This window comes from Pedobacter mendelii (genome assembly GCF_014635725.1).
Lineage (GTDB): Bacteria > Bacteroidota > Bacteroidia > Sphingobacteriales > Sphingobacteriaceae > Pedobacter > Pedobacter mendelii.
The window spans coordinates 1-14,090 of sequence record NZ_BMDJ01000005.1 but is presented as its reverse complement, the minus strand read 5'-3'; the positions used below and the strand labels follow the sequence as shown (position 1 = coordinate 14,090).

Here is a 14,090-nt window from a genome sequence, read left to right as displayed (position 1 = left end):
CCTAATGTGTTTTTACTTGTGATGCTTTTTTGCTTAAAACTGCTTTGTATTCTTTAGGGAATACTTTTATAAAATGATTTAATTGAGTTTTCCAATCACTTAATATAAACTCTGCTACTTTACTATCAGTCAAACGGATATGTGTTTTTAATAATGCTACAATTCGTTCTTCATCTTCAGCTTGAAGCGGATCCAAATCAACCATTTCTTTATTGCATTTACGGGCAAAAGTGTTGTTTGCATCATAAATCCATGCAATACCACCACTCATGCCGGCCGCAAAATTACTTCCGGTATCACCCAAAATTAATACTTCTCCACCGGTCATGTATTCGCAACCATGGTCTCCCACACCTTCAACAACGGCAGTAGCGCCAGAATTGCGAACTGCAAATCGCTCACCTGCTTTTCCACGAGCAAATAACTCTCCTGAAGTTGCACCATAAAGTGCCACATTGCCAATGATAATATTCTGTTCAGGGATAAATGTAGAATTTGAGAAAGGATAGATTGCTAACCTAGCGCCCGATAAACCCTTACCCACATAGTCATTAGCTTCACCTTCTAGCGATAAAGTAACACCTCTTGTATTGAAGGCACCAAAACTTTGTCCGGCAGAACCTACAAACTTAAAGTTGATGGTATCCGGCGGTAAACCAGCACCTAAATGTACTTTAGAAATTTCGTTAGATAACATGGTTCCCAAAGCTCTATCAGTGTTTTTAATTTCGAAACTTGCAAACACAGGCTCATTATTTAAAATAGCAGGTTGTGCTGCTGCAATAAGTTTATGATCTAATACATGCTCTAAACCATGGTCTTGACTTTCGGTATTAAAATATGGCAGCCCGTTATCTTCAGCCTTATACAAAATTGCAGATAAATCAAGATGTTTTAATTTCCAGTCTTCAGCAGGTATTTCTCTTACTTTTAAAATATCTGCTTGTCCTACCATTTCATGAATAGTTCTGAAGCCAAGTTCAGCCATAATTTCACGTAATTCTTCCGCTAGGAAATGAAACAAATTAACTACATGATCTGCATCTCCGGTAAATAATTTTCTCAATTCAGGATCTTGAGTTGCTACACCAACAGGACAAGTATTTAGATGACATTTACGCATCATAATACAACCAGCGGTAACTAATGCTGCAGTGGCAACACCAAATTCTTCAGCACCAAGCAAAGCTGCAATCGCGATATCTCTACCTGTTTTTAACTGACCATCTGTTTGTAAAACAATACGGTTACGAAGTTTATTTTTAACTAAAGTTTGATGAGCTTCAGCCAATCCTAACTCCCAGGGTAAACCAGCATGTTGGATAGAGGTTAGTGGCGATGCACCAGTTCCACCATCAAATCCAGAAACTAAAATAACATCAGCATGTGCTTTTGCTACACCAGCAGCAATAGTTCCTACCCCTGCTTTAGAAACCAATTTAACGTTAATTCTGGCTGCCCGATTTGCATTTTTCAAATCAAAAATCAGCTGTGCTAAATCTTCGATTGAGTAAATATCATGGTGAGGTGGAGGAGAAATTAAACCAACTCCTGGAGTAGAATGACGAACTTTTGCAATCCAATCGTCTACCTTATGTCCTGGTAATTGACCGCCTTCTCCAGGTTTTGCGCCTTGAGCCATTTTAATCTGCAACTCATCAGCATTGGTTAAATAATAACTTGTAACACCAAAACGAGCTGAAGCAACTTGTTTAATTGCCGAACGCATACTATCACCGTTAGGCAATTTTTCATAACGCATTTCATCTTCTCCTCCTTCTCCAGTATTACTTTTTCCACCAATACGATTCATTGCTATGGCTAAAGTTGAATGAGCTTCATGAGAAATTGAACCGAACGACATTGCACCTGTTGCAAATCTTTTTAAAATCGCTTTAGTAGATTCTACCTCATTTAAAGGCACAGATGGACGGCTATAATTAAATTCAAACAATCCACGAATGGTATAAGCTTGCTGCGTTTGCTCATTTACCAGTTTCGAATATTGTTTAAAAATATTGTAATCATTTTTACGTGTTGCATTTTGCAACAAGTGAATGGTTTGCGGATTGAATAAATGCGCTTCACCCCTGCGACGGAATTTATAAGTTCCACCTGCTGGCAATAGGTTTTCAATTTGAGTAATCGGCCCAAAACTACGACGATGTTTTATTAGCGTTTCGTAAGCAATTTCATCTAATCCTAATCCGCCAATGCGTGAAACCGCACCTGTGAAGTAAGTGTTTACAACTTGCTTATTTAAACCTAAAATTTCGAAAATTTGCGCACCCTGATAAGATTGCAGGGTTGAAATGCCCATTTTTGAAAAGATTTTTAACAAACCGCTATTTACTGCGTAGATATAGTTTTTGGTTAATTCTTCAGTAGATAAACCTGATTCTTTTTTAAAACCATTTATAGTTTCTAAAGCTAGGTATGGATTAATTGCTGTAACACCAAAGCCTAATAATGTAGCGAAATGATGAACTTCCCAAACATCTCCACCCTCAACAACAATACCAACAGCACCACGATAGCCTTTACGGATTAAGTGATGATGTACTGCTGAAACAGCTAATAAAGAAGGCATTGCAGCATGTTCAGAATCGATTGCCCTATCCGTTAATACAATAACCTGAAAACCATCTTCAACAGCATCAACTGCGTACCGGCAAAGACGATCTAAAGCTTTTGCCATTGCTCCGGGCTTTCCATCGGCCCTGAAATATGTTTGTAAAGTTTTGGCTTGAAAAACACCAGTATCAATACTTCTTAATTTCTCTAACTCCTGATTGGTTAAAATTGGATGTTTTATAGCAACACAATGCGATTGCAAAGGATTTTCTTCCAATAAATTGCCATTGCTACCCATAAAACTAGCTAAACTCATAACTACTTTCTCCCGAATCGGATCAATTGGTGGGTTGGTAACCTGAGCAAATAACTGCTTAAAGTAATTTGATAAATGTTGGGGGCGTTTAGATAAAATAGCTAAAGGTGTATCAGTACCCATCGAACCGATTGGTTCTTTAGCCTCGATAGCCATTGGTTTAAGTAAAAGTTCAATATCTTCTCTGCTGTAACCAAACACCTGTTGATATTTAAAAACAGATTCTACTGAAAGCCCGGTAAACATTACACGTGGTTCTGGCAGCTCTTCCAAGCGGATTTGGTATTGATTTATCCAGTCTGCATAAGGGCTTTTGCTACAAACCTGTTGCTTAATTTCCTCATCGCTTATTATTCTGCCTTGCTCCATATCCACAACGAACATTTTACCGGGCGTTAAGCGGCCTTTTTCAATAATTGTACTTTGATCAATTGCTAAGGCACCTGCTTCAGAAGCCATAATTACACGATCATCAGAAGTAATTGCATAACGCGAAGGGCGAAGCCCGTTACGGTCTAAAGTTGCACCAATTAATTTTCCATCTGTAAAGGCAATTGCTGCAGGTCCATCCCAGGGTTCCATCAATGTAGCATGGAATTCGTAAAAAGCTTTTTTAACGGGATCCATATCTTCATTACCATCCCAAGCTTCTGGAACCAACATCATTAAAACATGAGGTAATGTTCTACCCGCATGAAGTAATAGTTCAATAACATTATCTAAACATCCTGAATCCGAATTAGTTTCATCAATAACTGGCAACAACATATCCAACTCTTCTGGCGTAAAATAAGCCGAAGCGAAAGATTTAACACCTGCCCTGAACCAATTTAAATTTCCCTGAAGTGTATTAATTTCTCCATTGTGTGCAATGAAACGGAAAGGCTGAGCTAATCTCCAGGAAGGAAAAGTATTGGTTGCAAAACGTGAGTGTACTAAACCTAAAGCAGAAACCATCCGCTTATCGCTCAAATCAGTAAAATAAGTGCGAACCTGAAGCGATGTTAACTGTCCTTTATAAATAATGGTTTGCGCTGAAAGTGAAACAATATAAAAGTCTTTACCTCCATGAACAGTGTTAACGATCAGCTTTATTAAATAATTCTTAAAAATATAAAGTTTACGCTCAAAATCAGCGCCTGGTGCTATAGCATAAGGGCGGGCAATAAATACTTGCTCAATTTCAGGCTCTACAGAAAGAGCCATATTGCCAATATCATTCGTATCAGTATCAACTTTTCTGAAACCTAAAATTTCTAATCCAAGTTTTTCTGCAGCACGGTAAATCAGCTCACGACACTCCTCTCTCGATCTGATATCCTTTGGTAAAAAAAGCATACCAACACCATAATTATCAGTAGCAGGAAGGCTAAAGCCTGCTTTTAAACATTCATCGTAAAAAAATTCATGGGGAATTTGAATCATAATTCCGGCGCCGTCTCCTGTATTTGGCTCTGCTCCACATGCGCCCCTATGATCCAAATTTTCTAAAATAGTAAGTGCATCAGAGATGATTTGATGCGATTTTCGCCCTTTCACATGTGCAACGAACCCAATACCGCAGGCATCGTGTTCAAATTGCGCATCGTACAATCCACTGTTTGGTTCCATTCTTTGCTCGTTAGTTGTTAGTGTATAGGAAACACTAAGATACGAAAAACGACCTTTAGATTACAGACTTGTTATAATTTTTAGAAAAATTTTAGTTATTAAGTAATTTTTAAGGGTTAATTTAAAATATCATCAAACAAAGTTATATTAGATTACAAAATTAATAATATAGATTATATGGAATAATTAAGGTTTTTGAACTTATAATTTAGATAAATCGATTTAATTAAATCCTTAAATAAAGAATACTAAATTCAATAATAATGATTGGCACAATTAATAAGATAGCAGATATAATTAAAAAAAATATACACAATGCTAAATTTATTAAATTACTAATCAGCCTTATAGCTTTAATGATAAAAAAAATAGAAAAATGCATTTTGCAAAGCAACTTCTTTTTCTACCTTTGTGCCGGGCAAGTCTTTTACGACCAGCTCCCTTTGAACTCCCCCAGGACGGGAACGAAGCAAGGGTAGAAGGTTGTAGCGGTGCGATAGAAGGTGCTTGCCCTTTTTTTACTTTTCCCTAATCCCCTGAAGGGGGAATTAAATTCTTCAGGGTTTTAAAAAAAATAAAACTCGAATACTCATTTAAGAATTTATAAACATGAAATTTTTTATTGACACAGCTAACCTCGAACAAATCAAGGAAGCACAAGATTTAGGCATTTTAGACGGCGTAACCACCAATCCAAGCCTAATGGCAAAAGAAGGTATTACCGGAGAGCAAAATGTAATTAACCATTATAAAGCAATTTGCGATATCGTTGACAACAACGTGAGTGCAGAAGTTATTGCAACAACATTTAATGAAATAATTAAAGAAGGTGAAGCTTTAGCGGCATTAAACCCTAAAATTGTTGTAAAAGTCCCAATGATTAAAGATGGTGTTAAAGCCATTAAATATTTTTCATCAAAAGGAATTAAAACAAACTGTACCTTGATTTTCTCGGCAGGTCAGGCTTTATTAGCTGCGAAGGCAGGTGCAACTTATGTTTCTCCATTTTTAGGTCGTTTGGATGATATTTCAAGTGATGGTTTAGTATTAATTGAAGATATTAGAACAATTTTTGATAACTACGGTTATGAAACTCAAATTTTAGCAGCTTCTATCCGTGGACCATTACACATTGTAAACTGTGCTAAATTGGGTGCTGATGTAATAACTGCTCCTTTAGCAGCAATTATTGGCTTATTGAAACACCCACTAACTGATAGCGGTTTAGCTACATTTTTAGCTGATCACGCTAAGGCAGCAGGTAAATAGGTTAAAAAACCTTTATAAGAAAATCCCGAATCGTTTGATTCGGGATTTTTTAGTTTTAAATTCAGCTTTATTTATTTTTTTGGATTTAAATATTTCTGAAGAAATGCCAGGGTTTTATTGTCTGTTGCTATCAAATTTTCCTTTTTAACAAATCCATGTCCCTCATCAGGAAATAAAACATATTCTACCGGAACGCCATTTTTCTTTACGCCTGCAACTATTTCATCACTTTCTGCTTTTAATACACGAACATCATTAACACCTTGAAAAACAATTAAGGGTTTTTTAATTTTTTGATAATTATATACAGGTGAAATTGTTTTCAAGCGAACACTATCAATAGTGTTTGGGTCGCCTAATTCATCGTAAAGTGCCTTTCTAAAAGCCTCCCAGTATGGCGGAATACTTTTAAGGGTGCGCAGCCAGTTTGCAACACCGAACATGTCTACGCCAACTTTAAATTCATCAGGATGAAGGGTTAATGCGTTTAGAACGATATTTCCACCATAACTTCCACCGATGATTCCAATAGAGTTACTATCAACATAATCTTGTTCAGCCAACCATTTTTTACCCCAGATAAAATCTTTTAAATCGCCATTACCATGATCTTTATTATCTAACTTATAAAATGCTTTTCCATAACCACTACTGCCACGATTATTTACCATTATTACTGCATAGCCGTGATTGACCAGAAACTGAATGGAGTTACTAAAGCCTAGCCTACTTTGTCCACCAGGCCCACCATGTGCATAAACTAAAGCAGGTACTTTATGTTCTTTATCTGCTTGCAATGGTTTATAGTAAATTGCCGGAATTTCTTTCCCGTCAAAAGATTTGAAACGAATAACTTCAGCTTTTACTAAATCTTTTTCATCAATTGTGCTGTTAAGTGTTTTTGTAAGCTGCTTTAAATTTTTACTTTCCGTATTGTATAAATATAAGTTTGATGGACTGGTACTACTACCAACAGTTAATAAAATATTCTTTTCACTATCAGAATAGACTAAACCTAATATATCGCCATCCTTTATTTTAGGAAAATCGATTAGTTTGTTTGTTGCATGTTCGAAGAGCAAAACTTTATTTTTACCATCTTCATTTATAAACAAAGTATGGTATTTGCCACTTTTACTTAGATAAAAGCCATCAATATTCCATTTAGTTTCATACAGCCGGGTTCTGCTATTCTTCGCCATATCATATTTAACTAAATAAGTATAATCACTGGAATCGTTAGTTAAATAATAAAAGGAGGAATTATCCCTTTCAAAGCCTTGTGCTGACCAAGTTGCTTCTGAAACATTACTGATTGGAAGCTTTTTCTTACTTACCAAATCTAAGAGATAGAGTTCATTTTTATCAGTTGTAATTGGTTTGGTTAGGGCAATATACCGCTCATCTTTACTTATTGCTCCTGGTTCATCTCCTGTATTATTTTGATAAATAAGTGTTGGCTTCCAATCGGAAATACTAATTTTCCATAAATCAAAAAACTTCTTATCACGATTGTTGCTTAAAATGTAAATGCCTTTTTTATCGTCGGTCCAACCGAAAAAAGAATTACTGCTTCCAGCCCATGGCGTAATATCTTTAACAATTGTATCTGTTTTGGAAGCTACAAAAAGATGGCTGTTCTCATCACCACCTTTATCCGAAGTATAAAGAAAATGATTTCCATCCGGAAGGTAATCGATAGCAAAATTGGATTCTTTAGTAGAATTAGTTAATACCTTTGCTGAAGTGTCATTAACATTTATTTCCTGAACATTAAAAATTCCCGAAACATTATTGCTTACTAAAATAATTGAGTCGTTAGTGCTTATTCCGGCAGCTTGAATGGCAACGTTATTTCTTAGTTCTTCGCTGGAGTATTGTTTTGGTGTTCTCGCTGATTTTTCAGGCTGATTACATGAAATTACCGTTACCGTTAAAAGCAATAAATAAAAAATTGTTCTTTTCTGATTCATAAGAGATTTAGATTAGGTTTAAACGATAATCTAACTTACTCAAAATGAAGCAGTAAAACAAAAATTAATCTGTTATTAAATGGCTAAGGCTTCTTTAATTTTATCATAATTAATCTGCTCATCAGGCTCGATTAAAATACCCCTTACCCCTGCTCCATTCGCTGCTTCTACGTCACGAGGTTTATCCCCGATCATTATAGATAAAGAAGGGTCAATATCATACATATCAATTGCATCTAGCAACATACCAGATTTAGGCTTACGACATTTACATTCGCCACCAACGGTTGGATGATGAGGACAATAATAAAAACCTGCAATATCTGCTCCTTTAGCTACGAACGCATTTCTTAGCATCTGGTGCATTATCGCTAATTCTTGCTCTGTATATCTTTTAAGCGCTATTCCTCCTTGATTTGTAATAACGATTAACAAATAATCTTCATCATAAAGCTTTTTTAATACCGGAATTTGATAATCTAATATTTTAAAATCTTCAACCTGGCAGATGTAATCATGTATTTCGTGATTTAAAACTCCATCACGATCAAGAAAAATAGCTTTATTCATAAATAAATTTAAGATGGATATGCATTGTTGCTTATCCTGTTATTTGCCAAAATAAAAGAAAATTAACTGTATTAGAAAACCCAATGTTCAAAAAGAGGCTTACTCCTATTTTAAATTCAAACCTACTTTGTGTCCTCTTACAGCAAAATATAGAATGAAAAGATAGCATGGCATAACCGTTATAAAATAGGATAATTGAAAATCGAGGTGTAGATGATCTTTAACAAAAGCATAAAGTAGTGGCCAAACCGCTCCACCAGCAATTCCCATAATCATTATTGCAGAACCTGTTTTTGTAAACTTACCCAAATGGCTAATACCCAAAGGAAAAATTGCAGGCCACATTAGGGAGTTGGCCAAGCCTAATAATGCAATAAAAATTACAGAGGTATAACCCGATGTTAAATAAGCTATGATGGTAAAAATCAACCCCAGAATGGCACAGATTCTTAACGCAAACTGTTGTGAAATATATTTCGGTATTGCAATAATTCCAATAATATAGCCTACCAACATACTACCTAAGGTTAATGAGGTAAAATATTTACTGATATCTGCACTTATTCCTAAAGCCTTACCATAAACACCAATAATATCTCCAGCCATTACTTCTGCCGCTACATAAACAAAAATACAGAATGCTCCAAGGAATAGATGTGGAAATTGAAAAATACTCTTATGCTTAACAATCGCCCCATTATCCTCATCTACAACATCTTCTTCAACATTAACCTCAGGCAAGTTGGTAAACTTTATTACTAATGCAAACAAACAAAAAACTATTGCAAGGACGATGTAGGGCATATTTACGCGACCTAAAACATCATTCAAAAGTTGCTCTTTTGCCCTTCCTGTTGCAACTTCAATTTTTTTCTCTATATCAGATGCATTTTTAAGAAATAAAGTACCCATAATAAATGGCACAATAATACCTGCGAACTTATTGCAAATTCCAGCTATACTAATTCGTTTCGCCGCACTTTCTATCGGACCAATAATGGTTAAGTACGGGTTTGAAGCGGTTTGAAGCAAAGCTAGTGCAGCACCTTGAACAAAAATACCAGTTAAAAATAAACCAAAAGTTCTGGTTTGTGCTGCAGGTATAAACAATAGTGAGCCAATTCCTAATACAATTAAGCCTAAAATAATTCCATTTTTAAATCCTATTTTCTTTAAAATCCAGGAGGATGGTAATGCCAGAAAAAAGTAAGCCATGTAAGAAGCAAATGTTACCAAAAAAGCCTGAATGTCTGATAGTCCAAAAGATAATTTAAAAAATGGAATTAGCGTTCCATTCGCCCAGGTTACAAATCCAAAAATAAAAAATAGAGCACAAATAATAACGAGTGGCTTAGGCACCCTCGATTGACCTGAGGTTATAGCATTCGACATAAATAACGGTTTGTTTGATTTAAAAGACCAAACTAAACAAATAATTTATGTTTTTAAGCATCAAACGTTTGTGTAATTTTATTTTTTAATTTTTTTTTAAACACATAGCCAATTAATAATTTAAATATCACCAAATATTAATAGCATAAGTAGATAAATAACAATAATGAAAATAAAATTATCTATTAATTGTATATTCTTGATTTAAAAGCGCTTTGAAACTTATAATTCTGTCTGATTTTAACCCAGACACCAATATTTTGTTTTTATTATCTAAAATTTTTAATCCCTTTTGAAGATAAATAGAACAAACTGCATCGTTTATTTTATTTTTAATGATAGCTTTTTGAATTAATCCATTTCGCCATTCCATATCAATTTCAAAACCTCCTCTTGCAATTATCCCATTTAAAGTTCCGTTCTGCCAGTCTTTATCATCTGGCAAGGCAGGTAGAAAGCGAATAACATTATCTTTACCATGGCTTTGAAGAAGCATCTCTGCAATTCCGGCGGTACCGCCAAAATTACCATCAATTTGAAATGGTGGGTGTGCACAAAATAAGTTTGGATAAGTACCGCCACCACCTTTCATATTTAACGCAGAAGAACGAACGGGTTTTAATAAATCTTTAAGCAATAAAAATGCATGATTACCATTACCTAGCCTCGCCCAAAAATTAATTTTCCATGCTTTACTCCACCCTGTACTTTCATCACCACGTTGATTTAAGGTTACTTCAGCAGCCTTGGCTAGTTCTTTTGTATCCCAAGGGGTAATTTCATCGTAAGGGTATAAACCAAACAGATGCGAAACATGGCGATGTTTTGGCTCTGCATCTGCCCAATCTTCAAGCCATTCGTTAATATCGCCTTTAGCACCAATTTGATTTGGCGCCAACTTAGGAATTAAAGCAGTTAACTCATTTCTAAAATCCTCATCAATTTTTAGAATTTTTGATGATTCGACAGTAGCATTAAATATAGAACGGCAGATTTGCATATCCATAGTTGGGCCCATTGCCGTTTGTCCTTTAAATCCATCATTTGTTATATAGGTATTTTCGGGAGAATTAGATGGTGAAACAACTAGCCAATTATGTTTTGGCTCTTTTATCAATACTGATTTTAAAAATAAAGCCGAACCCTTTACTACAGCATAATGCTGCCTAAGGAAATTAATGTCTTTTGTGTAAAGGTAATGCTCCCAAATATGCGTAGCCAACCATGCGCCGCCTGTTAAAGTCGAGCCCCATTCTGCACCTTCACCAGGCGAGGTATACAACCATGGATTACTGATAACGTGTGCAACCCAACCATCTGCTTTATAATATGCACGAGCAGTTTTCTCACCATTTGGAATTAAATTTTTTGTAAATTGAAATAAAGGTTGCGCCAATGCCGATAAATTAGTGGCTTCTGCCGGCCAATAATTCATTTGCAAATTGATATTTAAATGGTAATCGCCATTCCAGGGAGTTTGATATTCGGTTGCCCAAAGCCCTTGCAAATTAGCCGGTATTGAACCCGGCCTTGAAGATGATATTAATAAGTAGCGACCAAAATTAAAATATAAAGCAGGTATAGCCGGATCGCTTTTACCACTTTGATATCTTTCTAATCGTTCATTGGTGGTTAAATTTTCATCTGAATTACTTTCTGCAAAGTTTAATCTGCAACGGTTAAAAAACGATTGGTATTTATTAATATGATGGGCAAATGCATCCGATTCACTTTCTATAAAAGCTTTATCAATTTTAGTTTTGCAGATTGATATTATATCAGAAGAACTCAAACCGGCAGTAGCAGGATTATAATTCGTTTCTGTATTTAAAATTAAATCACATTCTGAAGCATTTTCTACAATCAATTGATTCCCCTCAATTCTCATTGAGCCATCTTTCAGTTTTGACCTAACCATGGTTACAAACTTCATGGCTTTGGCATTTCCAGCTAATAGCTGACCATTCATTATAAGATAGTTTCCATCAACAGAAAAAGTAGCGTTTTCCTTTCTCCACAAAGATATCCTAAAGTTAAGTTCTCCCTTTTTACTAGCTGAAAATTTTAAATGCGTTACATCATTCTTAAAATCGGTATAAACTTTTTCATAATAGCTTACACCTTTTCTAGCGAAGCGAACTTCAGAAACTGCCTTTTCTATGTTAAGAACACGATTATAGTTAGATATTATACCTGATGTATCTTTCCACTGAATAAATAAATCACCAACAGTTTGATAGCATCCATACATTGCATTTGCGGCATTACCATAATGAGAGCCATCATCTTTTGAAACAAAGTTTTTCTGTAGAAGTGCCTGCGCCTCCTTATTTTTCCCTTCTAAAAGTAGATTTTGAATTGGTTTTAAATAAAGATATGCACTATCCTTATTTGCATCTTGTGGTCCACCAGACCACAATGTAATTTCATTTAAAGCAATTCTTTCTTTTGCAGTATTTCCGTAAACTAACGCACCTAAACGACCATTTCCTAAAGGCAATGATTCTTCGAAAGATGATGCAGGTTTATTAAATTTTACAATTACCGATGATTTCTGGGCATATAACGCAGTATTAGTAAAAATACAAACCAGCAAAAACAGATTCAATTTAGGCATATGGAAGACAATATATAGTTTTTAAAATTATCAAAATACTTTAAAAAAGCGAAGCATATTAATTATTCACCTATAAATCAATAAAGTAACACAATAATTAAATATTTATTTGCACTAAATGCAATAGAACCCTATATTTGCACCACTTTAAAGAAAACGACACCGTTTTAAATAAAAGTTGATTCCGTAGCTCAGCTGGTAGAGCATTACACTTTTAATGTAGTGGTCCTGGGTTCGAATCCCAGCGGGATCACATAAAGCCTTTCGGAAATGAAAGGCTTTTTTGTTTTAGCACGCTGAGATTCGAACAGAAGCATTGGCCTGGGTTCGATTTGAAAAAGGCTTAAGGCCGAGTTCGGGGTTTTGCGGGGCTGAGCCAATCCCAGCGGGATCACACCAAAGACTATCAAAACGTATAAAACCCTGCAATCGCACGATTAGCAGGGTTTTTGCTTTTGGGGAAGTGCCAAAATTCGCATGAATTCACAAAACTTTGGTGAGTGATTCGGTGAGTAAGGCAAAAAGGTTAAAATTGACTCACCGAATCGTACATAATCAATTAATGTACAGGTTGTTATAAACTGTACATCTTGTATGTTTTTAGAAGCAAAGCTACATTTGTTTAACTAAAATCGAGAGATTATGAAAACCAATTTTAGCCTACTTTTCTACCTGAAAAGACAAAAGAACTATGTAAGTGGTAATGTGCCGATCTATATGCGCATTACCGTAGAGGGAAAACGTGCAGAAATCGCCACCAATCGGGAATGCGATCCCAAACGATGGAATGCCAAGGGTGGCAGGGCTATCGGCTCCAAAGAAGGAGTCAAGATGCTGAATACGCATTTAGACTAGCTACAGAATGCGGCGTATTTTGCGCACCAGTCCATTTTCGATCTCGGGATGCCGATTACCGCAGAACTGATCAAATCAAGTTATCTTGGAACGTTATCAAATTCTCATACGCTTCTTGAGGCTGTAGCAGATCACAATGTTAAAATGGAACAGCTTGTCGGCAAAGATTATGTTCGTGGTACTTTGAACCGTTATAAAGTGTTGGAAACACATCTCAAAGTTTTTATTCATCTAAAATATAATGTGACCGATATGGACATCAGGACTATCGATCAAGCTTTTCTGAACGGATTTGACCATTATCTTAGGTCTGAGAAGAACTGTGCAAACAATTATGTAGTAAAGAACATCAAAAACCTTGGGAAAATCCTTCGCATCTGTATGGAAAATGAATGGATTGACAAATCGCCATTTACCACTTACAAAGGCAAAACAAAAAATGTTGATCGTTTTTATTTAAACAAAGAGGAATTGACTCAAATTATAGGCAAAGAATTCTTATCGGAAAGATTAAAACAGGTTAGGGATGTATTTATATTCTGCTGTTTTACTGGTCTGGCTTATGTGGATGTATTTAAACTTAAACAGGAGAATATCAGAAAGGGAATTGATGGCGATCGCTGGCTATTCACCAACAGGCAGAAAACGAAAACAAGGTCATCGGTTCCGTTATTGACAACAGCCACCAAGATCATCGACAGATACGCGACTAACAAAATCTGTCTAAACAAGGGGCTACTCCTCCCCGTCCCAAGCAACCAAAAGATGAACGAGTATTTAAAAGAGATTGGATAAACCGCTTCAAATTGACCCCTCTTCGCCAATCTAAAAAGTTCCCCTTAGCCGAGTTAATTTGATAAGGTTCGCCAAAGGAAAAAGACCCCTTTGCGCCAATCCAAATTGACCCCCTTGA

General features: G+C 35.7%; 8 protein-coding genes, 1 tRNA gene and 1 other RNA gene. 5 read left to right on the top strand and 5 right to left on the bottom strand.

The annotated features are described in order from the left end of the window. Position 1: 1 nt before the first annotated feature. Positions 2–4,501 (bottom strand): glutamate synthase large subunit, encoded by a 4,500-nt coding sequence (gene gltB, locus IEV50_RS10055; protein ID WP_188413727.1) that lies wholly within the window; start codon positions 4,499–4,501, stop codon positions 2–4. Positions 4,502–4,917: 416 nt separating this feature from the next. Here gltB and ffs point away from each other — a divergent pair. Together ffs and fsa are read left to right on the top strand one after the other, a co-directional pair. Next, an RNA gene (gene ffs / locus IEV50_RS10050) (signal recognition particle sRNA small type) lies at positions 4,918–5,017 on the top strand. A 93-nt stretch (positions 5,018–5,110) separates the two neighbouring features. After that, a complete protein-coding gene (gene fsa / locus IEV50_RS10045) occupies positions 5,111–5,770 on the top strand; it encodes a fructose-6-phosphate aldolase (protein ID WP_188413725.1) in 660 nt (219 codons plus the stop codon). A gap of 71 nt (positions 5,771–5,841) precedes the next feature. Here fsa and IEV50_RS10040 read toward each other — a convergent pair whose 3' ends face one another. From IEV50_RS10040 to IEV50_RS10025, 4 genes are all read right to left on the bottom strand, one after another. Further along, on the bottom strand, positions 5,842–7,743 hold the full coding sequence (locus IEV50_RS10040) for a S9 family peptidase (RefSeq protein WP_188413723.1): 1,902 nt from the start codon (positions 7,741–7,743) through the stop codon (positions 5,842–5,844). A gap of 75 nt (positions 7,744–7,818) precedes the next feature. Beyond that, positions 7,819–8,313 (bottom strand): D-glycero-alpha-D-manno-heptose-1,7-bisphosphate 7-phosphatase, encoded by a 495-nt coding sequence (locus IEV50_RS10035; RefSeq protein ID WP_188413721.1) that lies wholly within the window; start codon positions 8,311–8,313, stop codon positions 7,819–7,821. A gap of 105 nt (positions 8,314–8,418) precedes the next feature. Beyond that, entirely contained in the window at positions 8,419–9,705 is a 1,287-nt protein-coding gene (locus IEV50_RS10030) for a sugar MFS transporter (RefSeq protein WP_188413719.1), read from the bottom strand. 178 nt (positions 9,706–9,883) lie between these two features. Next, positions 9,884–12,322 carry a glycoside hydrolase family 95 protein gene (locus IEV50_RS10025; protein ID WP_188413717.1) on the bottom strand — a complete coding sequence of 813 codons (2,439 nt, stop codon included), beginning with the start codon at positions 12,320–12,322 and terminating at the stop codon, positions 9,884–9,886. Positions 12,323–12,502: 180 nt separating this feature from the next. Between IEV50_RS10025 and IEV50_RS10020 the strand changes: the two genes are divergently transcribed. The 3 genes from IEV50_RS10020 (at position 12,503) to IEV50_RS10010 (ending at position 13,972) form a co-directional block, all read left to right on the top strand. Next, positions 12,503–12,575: transfer RNA gene (locus IEV50_RS10020), tRNA-Lys, on the top strand. A gap of 389 nt (positions 12,576–12,964) precedes the next feature. Then, on the top strand, positions 12,965–13,177 hold the full coding sequence (locus IEV50_RS10015; RefSeq protein WP_188413715.1) for an Arm DNA-binding domain-containing protein: 213 nt from the start codon (positions 12,965–12,967) through the stop codon (positions 13,175–13,177). Positions 13,178–13,225: 48 nt separating this feature from the next. Further along, on the top strand, positions 13,226–13,972 hold the full coding sequence (locus IEV50_RS10010) for a site-specific integrase (protein ID WP_188413713.1): 747 nt from the start codon (positions 13,226–13,228) through the stop codon (positions 13,970–13,972). Positions 13,973–14,090: the final 118 nt, after the last annotated feature.

Excerpts from the sequence above, each read along its gene's own strand:
- gltB (WP_188413727.1), bottom strand. The coding sequence starts at position 4,501 with ATGGAACCAAACAGTGGATTGTACGATGCGCAATTTGAACACGATGCC.
- fsa (WP_188413725.1), top strand. The coding sequence starts at position 5,111 with ATGAAATTTTTTATTGACACAGCTAACCTCGAACAAATCAAGGAAGCA.
- IEV50_RS10040 (WP_188413723.1), bottom strand. The coding sequence starts at position 7,743 with ATGAATCAGAAAAGAACAATTTTTTATTTATTGCTTTTAACGGTAACG.
- IEV50_RS10035 (WP_188413721.1), bottom strand. The coding sequence starts at position 8,313 with ATGAATAAAGCTATTTTTCTTGATCGTGATGGAGTTTTAAATCACGAA.
- IEV50_RS10030 (WP_188413719.1), bottom strand. The coding sequence starts at position 9,705 with ATGTCGAATGCTATAACCTCAGGTCAATCGAGGGTGCCTAAGCCACTC.
- IEV50_RS10025 (WP_188413717.1), bottom strand. The coding sequence starts at position 12,322 with ATGCCTAAATTGAATCTGTTTTTGCTGGTTTGTATTTTTACTAATACT.
- IEV50_RS10015 (WP_188413715.1), top strand. The coding sequence starts at position 12,965 with ATGAAAACCAATTTTAGCCTACTTTTCTACCTGAAAAGACAAAAGAAC.
- IEV50_RS10010 (WP_188413713.1), top strand. The coding sequence starts at position 13,226 with ATGCCGATTACCGCAGAACTGATCAAATCAAGTTATCTTGGAACGTTA.